Consider the following 17,715-nt stretch of genomic DNA (forward strand, 5'->3'; position numbering starts at 1 on the left):
TTTTGTACGTATATGGGAGGCGGCATGACAGAGACGGCGAGCGGCCCGGCACGAGGTTCCCGTACCAAGGGATCCAAGACCGGCAAGGGCCTGCGCATCGAGCGCATCCACACCACGCCCGGCGTGCATCCGTACGACGAGGTGGTCTGGGAGCGTCGTGACGTCGTCATGACCAACTGGCGCGACGGCTCGGTGAATTTCGAGCAGCGTGGCGTCGAGTTCCCCGACTTCTGGTCGGTGAACGCGGTCAACATCGTCACCAGCAAGTACTTCCGGGGGGCCGTCGGCACACCTCAGCGCGAGACCGGTCTGCGCCAGCTGATCGACCGGATCGTGAAGACGTACCGGAAGGCCGGCGAGGACTACAACTACTTCGCCTCTCCCGCTGACGCCGAGATCTTCGAGCACGAGCTGGCGTACGCCCTCCTGCACCAGATCTTCAGCTTCAACTCGCCGGTCTGGTTCAACGTCGGCACGCCCCAGCCTCAGCAGGTCTCCGCCTGCTTCATCCTGGCCGTCGACGACTCCATGGAGTCGATCCTCGACTGGTACAAGGAAGAGGGCATGATCTTCAAGGGCGGCTCCGGCGCCGGCCTGAACCTCTCCCGTATCCGCTCCTCCAAGGAGCTCCTCTCCTCCGGCGGCAACGCCTCCGGTCCGGTCTCCTTCATGCGCGGCGCCGACGCCTCCGCAGGAACGATCAAGTCGGGCGGCGCCACGCGCCGCGCGGCCAAGATGGTCGTTCTCGACGTCGATCACCCCGACATCGAGGACTTCATCGAGACCAAGGTCAAGGAAGAGGAGAAGATCCGCGCGCTGCGTGACGCGGGCTTCGACATGGACCTGGGCGGCGACGACATCGCTTCCGTCCAGTACCAGAACGCCAACAACTCGGTCCGCGTGAACGACGAGTTCATGAAGGCGGTCGAAACCGGCGGCAAGTTCGGCCTACGCGCCCGTATGACGGGTGAGGTCATCGAGGAGGTCGACGCCAAGTCGCTCTTCCGCAAGATGGCCGAGGCCGCCTGGGCCTGCGCCGACCCCGGCATTCAGTACGACGACACCATCAACAACTGGCACACCTGCCCCGAGTCCGGCCGGATCACCGCGTCGAACCCGTGCAGCGAGTACATGCACCTGGACAACACCTCGTGCAACCTGGCCTCGCTGAACCTGATGAAGTTCCTCAAGGACGACGGCAAGGGCAACCAGTCGTTCGAGTCCGAGCGCTTCGCCAAGGTCGTCGAGCTGGTCATCACCGCGATGGACATCTCCATCTGCTTCGCGGACTTCCCGACGCAGAAGATCGGTGAGAACACCCGCGCCTTCCGCCAGCTGGGCATCGGTTACGCCAACCTCGGCGCCCTGCTCATGGCGACCGGTCACGCGTACGACAGCGAGGGCGGCCGCTCGCTGGCCGGCGCCATCACCTCGCTGATGACGGGTACGTCGTACAAGCACTCGGCCGAGCTGGCCGCGGTCGTCGGTCCGTACGACGGCTACGCCCGCAACGCCGAGCCGCACAAGCGCGTCATGAAGCAGCACTCCGACGCCAACGCCACCGCCCCGCGCGTGGACGACCTGGATTCGCCGATCTGGGCGGCTGCCACGGAGTCCTGGCAGGACGTGCTCCGCCTCGGCGAGAAGAACGGCTTCCGCAACGCGCAGGCCTCGGTCATCGCGCCCACCGGCACCATCGGTCTCGCGATGTCCTGCGACACGACCGGCCTTGAGCCCGACCTCGCGCTGGTCAAGTTCAAGAAGCTCGTCGGCGGCGGCTCGATGCAGATCGTCAATGGCACGGTGCCGCAGGCGCTGCGTCGTATGGGCTACCAGGAGGAGCAGATCGAGGCGATCGTCGCCCACATCGCCGACCACGGCAATGTGATCGACGCCCCCGGTCTGAAGCAGGAGCACTACGAGGTCTTCGACTGCGCGATGGGCGAGCGTTCCATCTCCGCGATGGGCCACGTCCGCATGATGGCGGCCATCCAGCCGTGGATCTCCGGCGCGCTGTCCAAGACGGTGAACCTGCCGGAGACGGCCACCGTCGAGGACGTCGAAGAGGTCTACTTCGAGGCGTGGAAGATGGGCGTCAAGGCGCTCGCGATCTACCGCGACAACTGCAAGGTCGGCCAGCCTCTCTCTGCCAAGAAGAAGGACGTCAAGGCCCAGGTCACGGCGAAGACCGAGGAAACGATCCGCGCCGCGGTCGAGAAGGTCGTCGAGTACCGCCCGGTGCGCAAGCGCCTTCCCAAGGGCCGCCCGGGGATCACCACCTCCTTCACGGTGGGTGGGGCCGAGGGGTACATGACCGCCAATTCCTACCCGGACGACGGTCTCGGTGAGGTCTTCCTGAAGATGTCCAAGCAGGGCTCGACCCTCGCGGGCATGATGGACGCCTTCTCGATCGCCGTTTCGGTCGGTCTGCAGTACGGCGTTCCGCTGGAGACGTACGTTTCGAAGTTCACGAACATGCGCTTCGAGCCGGCCGGCATGACGGACGACCCGGACGTGCGGATGGCGCAGTCGATCGTCGACTACATCTTCCGCCGCCTGGCGCTGGACTTCCTGCCCTTCGAGACCCGTTCGGCGCTGGGTATCCACTCCGCCGAGGAGCGTCAGCGTCACCTGGAGACCGGTTCGTACGAGCCGTCGATGGATGACGACGACGTCGACGTCGAGGGCCTGGCCCAGTCCGCTCCGCGCCAGATGGAGACGCTGAAGCCGGTCCCCGCCCCCAAGGTGGAATCCGTGCCGGAGCAGAAGCAGGTGCACACCTCGGCGGAGCTCGTCGAGATGCAGCTGGGCATCAGCGCGGATGCGCCGCTGTGCTTCTCCTGCGGTACGAAGATGCAGCGTGCGGGCAGCTGCTACATCTGCGAGGGCTGCGGCTCGACCAGCGGTTGCAGCTGATACCGGGCGGAACTGCGTTGGACGCGACATCCGACGTAGCCCGCACAGGTAGCTGACCAGCAGCTCACGAAGGGGACCGGCCGAAGGCCGGTCCCCTTCGTCGTGCCCGTACACGGGCCGAAACAATGCCCGCATAGCCGGATTCAGCGAGGTGACCTGGGTCCCGCTGCAGGTGTCCGACGCCGGCGTGCTCGCTGCCCTCGGCGTTCCGGGGCGGGCACGGCGGTCAGGTCAGGTTGCTTCCCATCGATCCGGCGAAGGAATTCGGGTCGGTGTCGAATCCCCGGACCACGGCGCGGAATTGCCAGCCTCCCGAGCCGTCTCGCGTGAACTCCGCGATGGTGGCGGCGGTCGAGGCGGATACGCCGGCGAAGTCGTTCTCCGCGAGCACGGTGTAGCCCTCACGGATACGGAAGCCCGTATTCACTATTTCGCCGAACGTTGTCCTTCCATCGCGCTGCTGGATGGCTACACCCACCACCACCCGGGCGTACGCGGGTGCCAGCCGGTTGAGCTCCAGGGTCATGACCTCGTCGAAGCCGAAGCCCTGGCCGTCTCGGCTGTCCCTGTTGAGGGTGATGGTGCCGTCCGGCGAGCGGCTGTCGAAGTGCACGACGTACGCCGGGCTGCCGTACGGGGCGTCGGCGGCGTACGTCGCGGCGATGATGTCGAGGTCATGGGCCGGTTTGCCCAGGGGGCTGGGGTCCCACCTGAGCGTCACTTCGACCTTGCCCACCCCTTTGTTGAGACTGCCCACCGGTCTTCCCCTCCCTTGGAACCCGGCCGGCTGTCGCCGGCGCGAGCTGTGCGAATCTGCACCTGGACCCAGGCTAGCCCCGACCACTGACAACTCGGGTGTCACTCAGCCCTGTTCGCCCCTGTTCCCCTGTGCACGCCGGTGAAAGGCGATTGATGTGCGGCGCGGTCACGCTGATCATTGTGAGGGGCAGGGGTCCATCGGGGCCGCTGAATTCCTGACGGGGCGGGGGCGCGGCATCATGACGTGGAGCGGCGAAGAGGTCGATCTCGACGCGTACTTGGTACGCATTGGGTACGAGGGGGATGTGTCGCCGACCATCGGCACACTGCGGGCGCTGCACCGGGCGCATGTGGCGTCGATTCCGTTCGAGAATCTGGACGTCGCGCTCGGCCGGCCGGTGCGGCTGGATCCCAAGAGCGTCCAGGCGAAGCTGGCCGGGCCGCCGCGCGGGGGCTACTGCTACGAACAGAACTCGCTGTTCGCCGCCGTGCTGGAACGCCTGGGCTTTCGGGTGGCGGGGCGCGGGGCCAGGAACCGCACGCGAGGCGCGGCGCTGCCTCCGGTCACGCACGCCATGCTGGTCGTGGAAGTGGACGGCGAACAGTGGCTGGCGGACACGGGGTTCGGTGATCAGGGCCCCCTGGAACCCGTGCCGCTGCGGGACGGCGCTGTCGTCGAGCAGGGCGGCTGGACGTTCGGGATATGCGTCGAGGACGAGGGGGTGCACGTACTGCGGTCACTCCGGCCGGAAGGCTGGGTGGATCTCTACGCTTTCGCGCCGCAGACACTCTTTCCGTCCGACTTCACTGTCATGAACCACTACAGCTCGTCCCATCCGCTGTCGAAGTTCGTCGAGCAGGTCGTCGTGCAGCGCACCGGACCGGGGGAGCGGCACGCGCTCGTACGGGACGAGCTGACGACCGTGCGCACGGACGGTTCGACCAGCCGGCGGCGAGTGGCCACGGAGCATCTCGGGCTTGTGCTGGCAGAGCTGTTCGGCATTGAACCGGGCGCCGATGATGTTGCACAACTGGGCGCCCTGACAGGGGAATCGCTCTGAGCCGCATCGTTGGGGTGAAGCGCGCCCGAGCGTAACCGGGTGCACGTTCGTGGCCGTACGATGGCGCGGTGCTGGTCAAGTGGATTCGCTGCACAGTGATCGACCGTCGGGGTTTCGAGCGGGGGCAGCGGAAGTGGGCGGGGCTGCTGGGGGAACCGGGTTTCCGGGGGCAGGGCGGCGGCTGGAGCCGCGAGCGGCCGGGGGTGGCGCACATCTTCTCCTTCTGGGAGAGCCGCGCCTTCTACGACTCGTTCATGGCGCGCTCGCACGACCGGCTCGCGGCCGGCCAGTCGGGTACGTACAAGAACATCCAAGTCGGGCTCTTCGACTACCGGTTCGACGTCAAGACAGGCTTCGAACCGCGGTTCACCGACGCCGATGTGGTGCGTGTCGCGCACTGCAAGGTGCATGAGGGCCGGGTCGAGCATTTCTCGCTGATGCAGGAGAAGGTCTGGAATCCGGCGATGGCCGGGTCGCCGGGGATGCTGCGGGGCCTGTTCGGTGAGGCGCCCGGCAATGAGTTCCTGGTGCTGTCGATGTGGCATTCCGCCGCCGAGCACGGCAAGTACCGCGCCGAGCGGGTGGAGCGTCTGTCGCTGCGCGCGCAGACCGATGCCGATGTGGCGGAACTGGCGGGCGCGGTCGTTCAGCTGGACCCCTCCTGGACGGTGTGATCCGGCCGTACGCGCGGTCCTGTACGCACGGGTCCCGGCTGCGGCGGCGTACGCGGCCGGGCGGCCGCTCGCTGCGCCGGCGTTTCGCCGGCCGGATACGCTGGATGGAGGCTGGGCGGCCGCCCGGCTGAGCCGCATCCGATCTCACGTTCTAGGGTTTCGGCATGGCACGACCGCGGCGCATCGTCCTCGTTCGGCACGGGGAGTCGGAGGGCAATGTCAACGACTCGGTGTACGAACGTGAGCCCGACCACGCGCTCAGGCTCACCGAAGCCGGTCTGCGGCAGGCCCGGGAAACAGGCGCGCGGCTGCGCGAGCTCTTCGGCGACGAGCGGGTCAGCGCCTACGTCTCGCCGTACCGCCGCACGCACGAGACATTCGAGGCGTTCGGGCTCGATCCGGAGCGGGTACGGGTGCGGGAGGAGCCACGGCTGCGCGAGCAGGACTGGGGAAACTGGCAGGACAGGGACGACGTACGGCTGCAGAAGGCGTACCGGGACGCGTACGGGCACTTTTTCTATCGCTTCGCGCAGGGCGAGTCCGGGGCCGATGTGTACGACCGGGTCGGGGCCTTCCTGGAGAGCCTGTACCGGAGCTTCGAGGCGCCCGACCACCCGCCGAACGTACTGCTCGTCACTCACGGTCTGACCATGCGGCTGTTCTGCATGCGCTGGTTTCACTGGACGGTGGCGGATTTCGAGTCGCTCTGCAATCCGGGCAACGGTGAAACGCGGTCGCTGCTGCTGGGGAAAGACGGGCGCTACACCCTTGACCTGCCGTTCGAACGCCGACGGACTCCCGGGCCGTACGGCTGTCCGGATAGAGTGGCGGAGCGATGACCGCTGACTCCTCCACCGTCCGGCGCTTCGAACGCGCCCTGGCCAGCCTGCGTGGGCTGTCCCTGGGAGACGCCCTGGGCTCCCAGTTCTTTGTGCCCGTGAACTATCCGCTGCTCAAAAGGCGCGAGCTGCCGCCCGCTCCCTGGCAGTGGACCGACGACACCGAGATGGCCTGCTCGGTCCTGGCAGTGCTCGCCGAGCACGGCCGTATCGACCAGGACGCGCTCGCCCGTTCCTTCTCCGTGCACCACGACTTCGACCGTGGTTACGGCCCCGCCGTCAACCGGATGCTCCGGCTGATCAGGGAGGGCGGCGACTGGCGAGAGCTCGCCGCCGCGCTCTTCAACGGCCAGGGCTCCTGGGGCAACGGCGCGGCGATGCGCATCGCGCCGCTCGGCGCCTGGTACGCGGACGACCCCGAGCAGGCCACCCACCAGGCCGAGATCTCGGCGTACGTCACGCATCAGCACCGTGAGGCCGTGGTCGGCGCCATGGCCGTCGCGGCCGCCGCCGCGCTCGCCGCCGATCCGGCCGGGTCGCCGACGCCGACCGCGCTGCTGGACGGCGTGATCGCGCTGGTGCCGCGCAGCGCCGTGGGCGCCGGGCTCCGCCGCGCCCGCGACATGCTGGACTACGGCGACGCCGGGACAGTGGCCGCGGTGCTGGGCTGTGGACGGCGTACGAGTGCGCACGACACCGTGCCGTTCGCCCTCTGGTCGGCCGCGCGGGCGCTCGGCGACTTCGAGCAGGGCTTCTGGGTCACCGCGCAGGTGGGCGGCGACGTGGACACGACCTGCGCCATCTTCGGTGGAGTCGTCGCGGCGGGGAAGGCCGGTGCGCCGCCGGCGGCCTGGCTGGAGCGGACGGAAGAGCTGCCTGGATGGACTCCGGCTCAGGTGCCGCTCAGGTGATCTGACGCCAGCCGGTGCCGGGCGTTGGCTGCCGGGTTACGGGTTTGGCTGCTGGGTTACGGGGACTGGTGGCTGCGTTGCGCGGGCCGCCTCCCGGTGCCGGCCGCGCTCGTGGCGTCGGCCGATCGCCGGACTCGGCGGTTCCGGGACTGTCACGGTCCTGCCACAGCCCGCTTCTGGCGGCGCCGGGCGTGTGCGCCAGGGCTAGTCTGACGGGCCACGCCGCCCTGTTGATCATGTCGGGCGCGCGCCGACGAGACACCGGGCTCCGGCCACGGCACCCTGCCGTCCACCCGCCCGGTCGGGAGGGGGTCCCGTGTCCGATACGCCGTCTACACCAGCAACACCGTCCGCGTCAGCCACACCGTCCACGCCAGTCACACCGTCCGCGTCATCCGCGCCGCCCGCAGAAGCGGGTACCGGCAACAGTGGCCAGCAGCAGTCCCCGGCGACGCTGTCGTACCGGGAGCAGCACAGCAGGGCGACGCAGCCTCAGCGCCACCAGCCCTGGCCGCCGCCACCGCCCGGCCGGCGGCCGCCTGCCGGCCCGCCGAAGTGGCTGACCGACGTACGGCCCGAACCGCCGGCCAAGATCCGTCCCGCCACTTTCGTGGCGGCCCTGGCCACCGCCCTCCTGAGCGCCCTGCTGCTCGGCGAGGGGCTGGGCCTGAACCTGCTGGTCGTAGCGGTCCCGGCCTCGCTTGCCGCGTACTTTGCCGCTCAGGCGGCAGGCCGCCGCCTCCGCCCCTGGACGCTCGTCTGGGCAGTCGGCGGCCTGGCCCTGCTGGCCATTCCGGCGCTGCGCGACGCGGGCTGGCCGACGTTTCTCGCCGGCGTCTCCGCGCTGGCGCTCGGCTCGCTCGCGCTGCACGGCAACCGCACGTGGGCAGGCGTCTTCGTCGGCTCCCTGGGCATCCTCGGTTCCATCGGCTCCGGTACAGCGTGGGCCTTTCGCGGTCTGCGCGAGCGGGCGGAGGTGTCCCGGGGCCGCTGGGCGCCCATGGTGCGTACGACCCTTGTCGCCGTCGTACTGCTGGTCGTCTTCGGCGCGCTCTTCGCCTCCGCGGACGCCGCCTTCGCCGATCTGCTCGGCGGCCTCACGCCCGAGGTCTCCGTCGCCGACGGCCCCTGGCGGACATTCCTCTTCGCGCTCGGCCTGCTGGGCGCTCTCGCCGCCGCTCGTACCGCCGCCGCGCCGATGCGCTGGGACCGCCTTGAGATACGTCCGGGGCGGGCCCGCGGCCGAGCGGAATGGGCACTTCCGCTGGTCGTGCTCAATCTCCTCTTCGCCGCATTCATCGCGGTCCAGCTCGCCGTCCTGTTCGGCGGTTACGACAAGGTGCTCAGCGAGACCGGACTGACGTACGCCCACTACGCGCGGCAGGGCTTCTGGCAGCTGCTCTGGGCCACCCTGCTGGTCCTCCTGGTCATCGCCCTCGCCCTGCGCTGGGCCCCGCGCGGCGCGGAGCGCGACCGCGGCCTGGTCCGCTCGGTGCTCGGCACCCTGTGCGTTCTCACGCTCGTCGTCGTCGCGTCCGCACTGCGCCGCATGGATCTGTACGTCGACGCGTACGGCCTGACGCGGCTGCGCGTCTCGGTGGCGGCGGTCGAGCTCTGGCTGGGCCTCGTGATCGTACTGATCATGGCGGCCGGGGTCCTGGGATCCCGCTGGCTGCCCCGCGCGGTCGCGGTGAGCGCGGCGGCGGCGGTGCTGGCCTTCGGCCTGATGTCGCCGGACGGGCTGGTCGCGGAGCAGAACGTGGCGCGCTACCGCTCAACCGAGAAGCTCGACGTGCACTACTTCCAGGACCTGTCGGCCGACGCCGTACCGGCATTGGACACACTGCCGGAACCGCAGCGTTCCTGCGCGCTGGTGGGCATCGCGGAACGGCTGGATGACCGGAACGAGCCCTGGTACGCGACGAGTCTCGGCGTGGCGAGGGCGCGCGAGATCCTTGAAGAGCGTCCCTTGGACGTAGACCAGACCGAGTGCCGGAGGCTCGGCACGTACGGCGACGGGCGTGGGCTCTACGACGAGTACTGACCGGCCGTTCGAGGTCACAGCCAGGGGCGGAGCCGGACTGCGGCTTCGCCCCTGGCCGGTTTCGGCTCGCGCCGGCTGTGTCCGCCTCAGGCCGCCCCGGGGCCCGCCGCGCCCGCGGCCCCGCTCAGTGCCTCCAGGTCGCTCTTGCGTACCCGGATGACGAACAGCGCGATGACGACGGCGAGCGCGACCAGGCCGACGCCCGCCCAGAACGCCGTCGAAATACCTTCGGCGAGGACGTGGTGGCGCCAGGGGGCCGGGAGTTCGTGCGATGTGGCGAAAGCTTCCTGCTGCGCCGGTGTCGCCTCCTTGAGGAACGACGGCAGCTGCCGCGCGGCCTCGTCGCGGCTGGCGGTGCCGAAGACGGTCATAAGAATGGACAGTCCCAGGGAACCTCCCACCATCTGTGTGGCGTTGAGCAGACTGGAGGCCGCCCCCGACTCGTGCTGCGCCACACCGGACACCGCCGTGAGTGTCGCCGTGACGAAGACCAGACCCATGCCGAAACCGAAGAGCAGCATCGGGCCGAGCACGCCGCCCAGGTACGAACTGGCCGGATCGATCGCGGTCAGCCAGGCCATGCCCGATCCGCTGAAGACCGCGCCCGCCACCAGGAACGGCTTAGGACCGAGTACCGGGAGCAGCTTCGAGGAGAGACCTGCCGCGACCACGATCATCACGGTCACCGGCAGGAACGCCAGACCGGCGGAGATGGGGCTGTAACCGAGCACGTTCTGCACGAAGAGGACGATGAAGAAGAACATGCCGAACATCGCCGCGGCGAGGCTCATCATGATCGCGTACGTACCGGACCGGTTGCGGTCGGCGAACATCCGCAGCGGTGTGATCGGATCCGGTGCCCGTCGTTCGTTGAGTACGAACGCGATCAGCAGGACGACAGCCACGCCGAACGAGCCAAGGGTCAGGCTGTCGCGCCACCCGTCGTCGGCGGCGCGTATGAATCCGTACACCAGGGACGCCATACCGACGGTCGAGGTGAGCGCGCCGGTCAGGTCGAAGCGGCCCGGATGCCGGTCCGACTCGTTGATGAACACCGGGGACAGGACGGCGATCAGGATGCCGATAGGGAGGTTGACGTAGAACACCCAGCGCCAGTCGAGCCATGAGCATGCCGCCCGCCAGCAGGCCGATCGCCGCGCCACTGGCCGAGACGGCCGCGAAGATGCCGAAGGCCCGGTTGCGCTCGGGGCCTTCGGGGAACGTCGTGGTGATCAGCGCGAGCGCCGTGGGCGAGGCGATGGCGCCGCCCACGCCCTGGAGTGCCCGCGCGGCGAGGATCTGCCAGGGCTCCTGCGCGATGCCGCAGAGCAGCGAGGCGAAGGTGAAGAGCAGGACGCCGAAGACGAAAACCCGCCTGCGGCCGAGAATGTCGCCCGCCCGTCCGCCGAGCAGCAACAGGCCGCCGAAGGTGAGGGTGTAGGCGTTGACCACCCAGGACAGGTCTGTCGTGCTGAAGGAGAGGGCGGTCTGGATGTGCGGGAGCGCGATATTCACAATCGTGGTGTCGAGGACCACCATGAGTTGAAGAGCCGCGATGACGGTGAGGGCGATCCCCGGACGCCCCTGCCGACGGGCTGCGCCCGGATTGTGCGGTGCAGCTAACTGAGAGGTAGTCACTATGGTTCCCCCACAAGTGAATTAGTGAACGGGTGCGTTCACTGTCATGTCAACGGTAGGGATTCCCCCTCAGTGAACGCAAGCGTTCACTAGAGCCCTTGTCCCCAACGGAGAGAAAAGAATGGCTACTTCGCGCTGGACCGCCGCTGCCGGCCAGGTTCGGCCGGTCTCGCTGCGCCGCCGCGGGCTCGTGCTGGAGCGGGCGATTCTCGAATCCGCGCTGGAGCAGTTGAGTACGGTCGGCTGGAACGCGCTCACCATGGAGGGCGTCGCGGCCGGCGCGCAGACCGGGAAAGCCGCCGTATACCGCCGCTGGCCGTCCAAGGAGGACCTCGTCGCGGACGCCCTGCGGGCCGGGCTGCCGGATCTCGACGAGGCGCCGGACCGGGGCAGTATCCGCGAGGATCTTTATCATCTCTGTCGGCAGGTGCGCGGAGCGATGTATTCCAAGCCCGGCTTCGCACTGCGCTCGGTGCTTTACGAATGCGACAGCGGGGTGGCCGAGCGGTTCCACGGAGTGATCGTGCAGCAGGTGATCGAGCCCTCGACCCGGCTCTTCCGTGAGGTCGTACGCCGGGGAATGGAGCGGGGCGACGTCCGCACCGACGCCACCAGCGAGCTGGTCTTCGACGTGATCCCGGGCCTGATGATGTACCGCTCAAAGGTGTGCGGAAGCGAATGGACGGATGAGGAGATCGCCGAAATGATCGACGGGATCATGGTGCCGCTGCTGCGTCCGGTGGCCGGCTGAACGCAGGGGGTGGGCCCGGGGTGTCGTCGGCGGCCCTCGGCGGCGTAACCTGGCAGGCGCCATGCCGTACGAACCACCCACCCACACCGTCGAGCGCTCACTGCGCGCCACCACCGGTGCCAAGATCATCGCTGGTGTCGACGAAGTCGGGCGCGGCGCTTGGGCCGGACCCGTCACTGTGTGCGCGGCCGTCACCGGTCTGCGCCGTCCGCCCGACGGGCTCACCGACTCCAAACTGATCAGTCCGAAGCGCCGCAGCGAGCTGGCCGCTGTCCTGGAGGGGTGGGTCACCTCGTACGCCCTCGGACACTCCTCGCACGAGGAGATCGACGAGCTCGGGATGACCGCCGCGCTGCGGCTCGCCGCCGTACGCGCCCTGGAGGCGCTGCCGGTGCGGCCGGACGCGGTGATCCTCGACGGGAAGCACGACTATCTCGGGCTGCCGTGGAAGGTCCGTACCGTGATCAAGGGCGACCAGTCCTGCATCGCGGTCGCGGCCGCCTCGGTGATCGCCAAAGTGCGGCGGGACGCGATGATGGCCGAACTGGAGAAGGAGTCCGAGGAGTTGGCCGCGTACGCTTTCTCGGCCAACGCGGGCTATCCCTCGCCCGTTCACAAGGCGGCGCTGGCGGAGCGGGGGCCCTCCCCGTACCACCGGCTTTCGTGGATCTATCTCGACGCGCTGCCCCAGTGGGCGCACCTCAAGAAGACCCGGATCTCGGCGGAGGCCGCAGCTCTGGAAAACGGGGGCCAACTCGGCTTCGATTTCTGATCGCACGCATGTACCCACCCGCTGCTGCGTTCAGCGGTGGCATTTGATAGAAATCCACTCATGCCTCTCTCCCCCGAGGAGCCTCAGATTCACGAGAGCGCCCAGGGTCCCCGCGTCACTCCGGCCACCGGCCGACCCGCGTCGACCCCCCGTCCCGTACCTGGTCCGCGCACCGTGGCCACGCCGCGTCCCGGACGTCCCGTCCCCGGCCCCGGCCCGGTCAGGCCCGCGCCCGCGGCGCAGCGGTCGCACACGCCTGGTGGCCGGTCCCCGTCCCCGCGGCAGGGGAATCGTTCCGCGCCGCCGCAGACCCAGCTGATCCCCGCTCCGACGGGCGGCGCGCTCGACGCCGCCGACGAGGCGGTCGACGTACTGCTCGACTCGGGTCGCGCGCCGGGCGACATCCTGGTGCTCACCACCGGTGAGCAGCACCCCTGGGCCGCCCACGAGCTGTCCTTCGGCGAAGCCGCCTACTGGGCCCAGCACGATGCCCGTGACGACGTCTTCTACGCGGCCGCCGCCGTCGCGGAGCGGGCTGCCGCCCGGCCCGTGGTCGTCGTCGCGGTCAACGGCGAAGCCGGCGAGGGGGACGACGCGCTGAACCGTGCGCTGGAACTCGCCAAGGCACGTGCGGGCGTACTGCTGATCGTGTGCGGAGACCCGCAGCGGGTCAACGCCGTGCTCGGCGCGGGCGTCTGAGCCGTACGCCTTCGTACGCCCCGCGCTCTTCTCGCCGGCTGAGGCGCGCGCGATAGGTGAGGGAAGTTCGGTACGTGAGGGACGCGCTGGCCGGCGGACCGCTTCAGCGGGCAGCCGCCCGCCGCAGCGCGTCCGCCGCCCCGCCACCCGTGCGTGGCGGGGGAGGCTCGGCCTCGGCCTCGGCTTCCGCCAGGCCAAAAGGGCTTGATCCGGTGCTCGGGCGACGGCCGCCACGTCCCTCACCCAGCACCTGCCAACCGCCGTGCGTGAGCGTGATGTACGCGCCGCAGCGCAGCCCGTGCAACGTGCAGGCGTCCCGCAGGCCCCACATCCACGCCCCGTCCTCCTCCGTCCAGCGCTCGTCGCCGTCGCGGCAGTAGAGCAGCACGGCGGTCCGTACGGGCGTGCGGCGGCGCAGGTCGTGCGGGATGACGCGGCGCAGATGCGCGAGCAAGGCGTTGCGGAATTCCCAGCCGTCGGCCGGGACGGATCGCCGGGCGAACGAGGCGCTGGCGGTGAGCCGTTCCTCGGTGTCGAGGACGGCGACGACAGCCGTGGCGGGCTCCGGATGATGCCGCGCGTGCAGTCCGCTGACGACTTCACGCGGATTGCGCAGCAGCGGTATACCGGCGGCTGCCCACTCGGACGGTTCGAGCGTGCGCCCCAGACGGCTGGCGGAGTCGGCGGACGTGGGGTTCAACGAGCCGGCGGACGGAGCGAATCCGAAGGTCACGGTCCTCCCTTCGCATACGCGCCCACAATGCGGGCAGGGTCGGTTGGGGCGCACCGCGGCACAGCCCTTCCGGTCCGCAGGCGGGCCGTGCGGGGAGCGGTCCAATTCTCGCTGCCCTGTGGGGTATGCGGCAACGAGCAATTGGCCCGGCCGACTGAATTCTGCTGGTATGACGGGGATATCCCTGCCCAGTCCGGCCGCCTGCGATGCTTCCCGTCACGCTCCCGTCACGTCTGAACGGCGAGGACCAGCGGAAACACATCGTCCCCTGTGGCCCGGACGTCAGCCCTGCACCGCGAGCACAAGCGGAAGCACTGCCTGGGCACCGGCCTGGCGCAGCAGCCGCGCTGCCACCGCCAACGTCCAGCCCGTTTCCATGAAGTCGTCCACCAGGAGCACCGGGCCGTCGGCGCCGGCCAGTGCCGAAGCCAGCTCAGGCGGCAGTGTGAAGGCGCCCTCCAGTGCGCGCAGCCGCTGTGCGCTGTTACTGCGATGCGGGGGAGTGACCTCGGCCGCCGCCGTGTACTGGAGCGAGCCGAGCATAGGCATCCGGCCGATTTCGGCGATCCTGGCGCCGAGGGTGTGGATCAGCTCTGGCCTGGTGCGCGAGGCGAGCGTGACCACCCCGACGGGGCGGGCGGGGGCGTCCGGATCGCCCGATGCCCAACCACCCGGGCCCTTCGCCCAGTCGGCGAGCACACCCACCACCGCCTGAGCCACCGCCTCCGGCACCGGTCCGTCGGCAGCACTCGGCGACAGCATCGGGCGCAGCCGGTTGCCCCAGCCGATGTCCGACAGCCGCCCCAACGCCCTTCCGGGCAGCGCCTGTTCGCCGACCGGGATACGGCCCTTGCGGTCTATGCCGACCGCGGCGAGTCCGGTGGGCCACATTCGGCGCGGTTCCACTTCGACGCCCGCGCGGCCCAGTTCGCCGCGCGCCGTATCCAGCGCCTGCGGAGACAGATCGGCGGTGAACCGGGGCTGCGCGCAGTTGTCGCAGCGGCCGCAGGGCGACGCGCCTTCGTCGTCCAGCTGGCGTTGCAGGAACTCCATCCGGCAGCCGGTCGTCGTGGCGTAGTCACGCATGGCCTGCTGCTCGGCCGCCCGCTGCCGGGCCACCCAGGCGTACCGTTCGGCGTCGTACGTCCAGGGCCGGCCCGTGGCGGTCCAGCCGCCCTTCACCCGCCGGACCGCGCCGTCCACGTCGAGGACCTTGAGCATCATCTCCAGGCGGGAGCGGCGCAGCTCCACCAGCGGTTCCAGGGCGGGCAGCGACAGCGGCTTCTGCGCGCGAGCGAGCACATCGAGGGTGCGCCGCACCAGCTCTTCGGGCGGGAACGCGACCGAGGCGAAGTACTGCCAGATCGCTTCGTCCTCCTTGCCCGGCAGCAGCAGGACCTCCGCGTGGTCCACGGCGCGGCCCGCGCGCCCCACCTGCTGGTAATAGGCGATCGGGGAGGAGGGCGAGCCGAGGTGGACGACGAAGCCCAGGTCCGGTTTGTCGAAGCCCATGCCGAGTGCGGAGGTGGCGACCAGAGCCTTGACCCGGTTGGCGAGCAGATCCTCTTCGGCCTGCTGCCGCTCGGCGTTCTCCGTCTTCCCGGTGTACGAGGCGACGGTGTGTCCGCGCTGGCGGAGGAAGGCGGTGATCTCCTCGGCGGCGGCCACGGTCAGGGTGTAGATGATCCCGGAGCCGGGGAGCTCCTTGAGGTGGTCCGCGAGCCAGGCCAGCCGGTGCGCGGCGTCGGGCAGGCGCAGCACGCTGAGGCTGAGACTCTCCCGGTTGAGCGGCCCCCGCAGCACCAGGGCGTCGGAGCCACCGCCGGTGCCCAGCTGCTCCGCGACATCGGCGGTGACCCGCGCGTTGGCCGTGGCCGTGGTGGCGAGGACCGGCACGTCGGGCGGCAGGTCGGCGAGCATGGTGCGCAGCCGCCGGTAGTCGGGCCGGAAATCGTGCCCCCAGTCCGAGATGCAGTGGGCCTCGTCGACCACCAGCAGGCCGGTGGCGGCGGACAGCTTGGGCAGCACCTCGTCACGGAAATCGGGATTGTTGAGCCGCTCGGGGCTGACCAGCAGCACATCCACCTCGCCCGCGGCGACCTCGGCCTGGACCGTGTCCCACTCCTCCGTATTGGACGAGTTGATCGTCCGGGCGTGGATGCCGGCGCGGGCCGCGGCTTCGACCTGGTTGCGCATGAGCGCGAGGAGCGGTGAGACGATCACGGTGGGGCCGGCGCCGCGCTCGCGCAGCAGGGCGGTGGCCACGAAGTACACCGCGGACTTGCCCCAGCCGGTCCGCTGCACGACCAGCGCCCTGCGCTTGTCGGCGACGAGAGCCTCGATCGCCAGCCATTGGTCCTCGCGCAGCCGGGCGGTGCCCGTGGCGTCGCCGACGAGGCGGGCGAGTACGGAATCGGCTGAGGACCTGAGGTCTGCGTTGGTCATGACCCCATGCAACCTGATGACTCGGACATTGTGCGAATGCGGCCTCCAGCCTGTGGATAAAGTTATCCACAGGGTTGGCGGAGTCGGCGGTGTCTGCGGGACCGTCGAGCCATGAACAAGCACCACGAACCCACAGGCCCCTCCGCCGGCGACCAGATCACCCTGCGCGGCCCCGCCGAACTCGCCGACGCCCTCCCGTACCTCATGGGCTTCCATCCGACCGACAGCGTGGTGATGGTCGCGCTGCACGGCCGCCGCGGCCGGTTCGGCGGGCGGCTCAGGCTGGGTATCCCGCGCTCGCCGAGGGAATGGCCGTTCGTCTCCGACCAGCTCGCCGACTGCCTGGTGACCGGCAGTGAGCGCCGCGGAGGACGCCCCGAAGGCATCGTCGTCTTCCTCTGCCAGGACCCGGCCGAAGGAGAGTCGGGCAAGCAGGTGATGGAGCGGCTGCGTCCCTTCGCGCAACGGCTGCGCACCGCGTGCGGCGCGCTCGACGTCCCCGTGTTCGAAGCATTGTGCATTTCCGAAGGGAGGTACTGGTCGTACTGCTGCCCCGACGAGCGCTGCTGCCCAGCCGAGGGCAACGTACTGGCTCTGCCCGGCACCTCGGTGATGGCCGCGGCCGCCGCCTACGCCGGTATCCAAGTGCGCGGCACCCTGCGGGAGATGGAGGCCAGGCTGGCGCCGCCCCCGCAGCGGCCGGCCGACCAGGAGCAGGTACGGGCACTCGACGCGGCGGGACTGGCGCTGGTGCCCCGGATCCTCGCGGGCGCCGAGCGTGAGCAGGTCGGGGCGCAGACGCTCGCTCTGGCGCGCCGGCTGATGAAGCGCCTCGGTGAGAACAGGCCGGGCTCGGCAAGCTGGCCCGACGCGGACGCCGGAGACGACGCACTCATCGCCCACGACGAGGCCGCCGCCGTCATCTTCGGACTTCAGGACCGGGAGACCAGGGACCGGGCCGCGGAGTGGATGGAAGGCCCCGACGCCGAACCCGCACTGCGGCTGTGGCGGGCGCTCGCCCGTCGGTGCGCCGGAGCGTACGAAACCCATGCCGCCGCCCCGCTCACGCTCGCCGGGTGGGTCGCCTGGTCGACCGGGGACGAGCCGGGGGCGAGGGTCGCGCTCAGCCGCGCCCTGCGGTCCGACCCCGAGTACACCTTCGCGCAGCTCCTGCACCAGGCGTGCAACGAGGGCATCGATCCCGAATCGCTGCGGCACTGCCTCCGCCAGGAACGCCAGGAACGCTCGGAGCGCAAGCGGCCCCACCCACGTGCCGTACGCACCCGGCCCGCCACGCGCTCCGTACGGCCGCAGGCAGCCGCCAAACAGGGCGCCAAGAGCGCCAAGGTGCGGCCCGCACCGGACGCCGCGCGAGGCCGCACGCGCCGACGCGACGGACAGCGGGGGAGGAGCGGGCGATGACGGCCGTGACCAGGGCGCCGATTCGGACGTTCACACGGGTGGCGGTAGCGC

The 17,715-nt window shown here is 69.9% G+C and carries 13 protein-coding genes and 1 pseudogene; 10 read left to right on the plus strand and 4 right to left on the minus strand.

Annotated elements, in window-relative coordinates:
• Window positions 1-24 precede the first annotated feature (24 nt).
• A complete protein-coding gene (locus J7E89_RS12790; RefSeq protein ID WP_214972878.1) occupies window positions 25-2,916 on the plus strand; it encodes a vitamin B12-dependent ribonucleotide reductase in 2,892 nt (963 codons plus the stop codon).
• Window positions 2,917-3,142: 226 nt separating this feature from the next.
• On the opposite strand, the gene J7E89_RS12795 is transcribed toward J7E89_RS12790, so the two are convergent.
• Window positions 3,143-3,673, minus strand: a complete 531-nt coding sequence (locus tag J7E89_RS12795; protein WP_214972885.1) for a TerD family protein — start codon at window positions 3,671-3,673, stop codon at window positions 3,143-3,145.
• A 241-nt stretch (window positions 3,674-3,914) separates the two neighbouring features.
• On the opposite strand from J7E89_RS12795, the gene J7E89_RS12800 reads away from it, so the two are divergent.
• The 5 genes from J7E89_RS12800 (at window position 3,915) to J7E89_RS12820 (ending at window position 9,204) form a co-directional block, all read left to right on the plus strand.
• A complete protein-coding gene (locus tag J7E89_RS12800) occupies window positions 3,915-4,736 on the plus strand; it encodes an arylamine N-acetyltransferase (protein ID WP_214972886.1) in 822 nt (273 codons plus the stop codon).
• A 68-nt stretch (window positions 4,737-4,804) separates the two neighbouring features.
• Entirely contained in the window at window positions 4,805-5,410 is a 606-nt protein-coding gene (locus tag J7E89_RS12805) for a YdbC family protein (RefSeq protein ID WP_214972887.1), read from the plus strand.
• 164 nt (window positions 5,411-5,574) lie between these two features.
• Window positions 5,575-6,249 carry a histidine phosphatase family protein gene (locus J7E89_RS12810; protein ID WP_214972888.1) on the plus strand — a complete coding sequence of 225 codons (675 nt, stop codon included), beginning with the start codon at window positions 5,575-5,577 and terminating at the stop codon, window positions 6,247-6,249.
• Window positions 6,246-7,160, plus strand: coding sequence for an ADP-ribosylglycohydrolase family protein (locus tag J7E89_RS12815; RefSeq protein ID WP_214972889.1), 915 nt, complete (start codon window positions 6,246-6,248; stop codon window positions 7,158-7,160). The genes J7E89_RS12810 and J7E89_RS12815 overlap by 4 nt, the downstream gene beginning before the upstream one ends.
• Window positions 7,161-7,476: 316 nt before the next feature.
• Window positions 7,477-9,204, plus strand: coding sequence for a DUF4153 domain-containing protein (locus tag J7E89_RS12820; RefSeq protein ID WP_214972891.1), 1,728 nt, complete (start codon window positions 7,477-7,479; stop codon window positions 9,202-9,204).
• An 86-nt stretch (window positions 9,205-9,290) separates the two neighbouring features.
• Here the strand turns inward: J7E89_RS12820 and J7E89_RS12825 are convergent.
• Window positions 9,291-10,842 (minus strand): annotated as a pseudogene (locus tag J7E89_RS12825) (MFS transporter).
• A gap of 121 nt (window positions 10,843-10,963) precedes the next feature.
• Here J7E89_RS12825 and J7E89_RS12830 point away from each other — a divergent pair.
• From J7E89_RS12830 to J7E89_RS12840, 3 genes are all read left to right on the plus strand, one after another.
• A complete protein-coding gene (locus J7E89_RS12830; RefSeq protein WP_214972893.1) occupies window positions 10,964-11,593 on the plus strand; it encodes a TetR/AcrR family transcriptional regulator in 630 nt (209 codons plus the stop codon).
• 61 nt (window positions 11,594-11,654) lie between these two features.
• Window positions 11,655-12,365: a ribonuclease HII gene (locus J7E89_RS12835; RefSeq protein WP_214972895.1), complete on the plus strand. Its 711-nt coding sequence runs from the start codon at window positions 11,655-11,657 to the stop codon at window positions 12,363-12,365.
• A 60-nt stretch (window positions 12,366-12,425) separates the two neighbouring features.
• Window positions 12,426-13,064, plus strand: coding sequence for a hypothetical protein (locus J7E89_RS12840; RefSeq protein WP_214972897.1), 639 nt, complete (start codon window positions 12,426-12,428; stop codon window positions 13,062-13,064).
• A 103-nt stretch (window positions 13,065-13,167) separates the two neighbouring features.
• Here the strand turns inward: J7E89_RS12840 and J7E89_RS12845 are convergent, their stop codons facing one another.
• Both J7E89_RS12845 and J7E89_RS12850 read right to left on the minus strand, forming a co-directional pair.
• Window positions 13,168-13,797, minus strand: a complete 630-nt coding sequence (locus J7E89_RS12845; protein WP_214972899.1) for a hypothetical protein — start codon at window positions 13,795-13,797, stop codon at window positions 13,168-13,170.
• A gap of 282 nt (window positions 13,798-14,079) precedes the next feature.
• Window positions 14,080-16,242, minus strand: a complete 2,163-nt coding sequence (locus J7E89_RS12850) for a RecQ family ATP-dependent DNA helicase (protein ID WP_214972901.1) — start codon at window positions 16,240-16,242, stop codon at window positions 14,080-14,082.
• A 111-nt stretch (window positions 16,243-16,353) separates the two neighbouring features.
• Here J7E89_RS12850 and J7E89_RS12855 point away from each other — a divergent pair, with 111 nt between their 5' ends.
• The gene (locus tag J7E89_RS12855) at window positions 16,354-17,664 is read left to right on the plus strand and encodes a DUF4192 domain-containing protein (protein ID WP_214972903.1); all 1,311 of its coding nucleotides are present in this window, start codon (window positions 16,354-16,356) and stop codon (window positions 17,662-17,664) included.
• Window positions 17,665-17,715 lie beyond the last annotated feature (51 nt).

Origin of the sequence: Streptomyces sp. ISL-100, assembly GCF_018614615.1 — a bacterium.
Classification (GTDB): domain Bacteria; phylum Actinomycetota; class Actinomycetes; order Streptomycetales; family Streptomycetaceae; genus Streptomyces.

Bases quoted from the DNA above. Each gene is read 5' to 3' on its own strand.
- J7E89_RS12800 (WP_214972886.1), top strand. From the start codon at position 3,915: ATGACGTGGAGCGGCGAAGAGGTCGATCTCGACGCGTACTTGGTACGC.
- J7E89_RS12835 (WP_214972895.1), top strand. From the start codon at position 11,655: ATGCCGTACGAACCACCCACCCACACCGTCGAGCGCTCACTGCGCGCC.
- J7E89_RS12790 (WP_214972878.1), top strand. From the start codon at position 25: ATGACAGAGACGGCGAGCGGCCCGGCACGAGGTTCCCGTACCAAGGGA.
- J7E89_RS12815 (WP_214972889.1), top strand. From the start codon at position 6,246: ATGACCGCTGACTCCTCCACCGTCCGGCGCTTCGAACGCGCCCTGGCC.
- J7E89_RS12810 (WP_214972888.1), top strand. From the start codon at position 5,575: ATGGCACGACCGCGGCGCATCGTCCTCGTTCGGCACGGGGAGTCGGAG.
- J7E89_RS12855 (WP_214972903.1), top strand. From the start codon at position 16,354: ATGAACAAGCACCACGAACCCACAGGCCCCTCCGCCGGCGACCAGATC.
- J7E89_RS12850 (WP_214972901.1), bottom strand. From the start codon at position 16,242: ATGACCAACGCAGACCTCAGGTCCTCAGCCGATTCCGTACTCGCCCGC.
- J7E89_RS12840 (WP_214972897.1), top strand. From the start codon at position 12,426: ATGCCTCTCTCCCCCGAGGAGCCTCAGATTCACGAGAGCGCCCAGGGT.
- J7E89_RS12830 (WP_214972893.1), top strand. From the start codon at position 10,964: ATGGCTACTTCGCGCTGGACCGCCGCTGCCGGCCAGGTTCGGCCGGTC.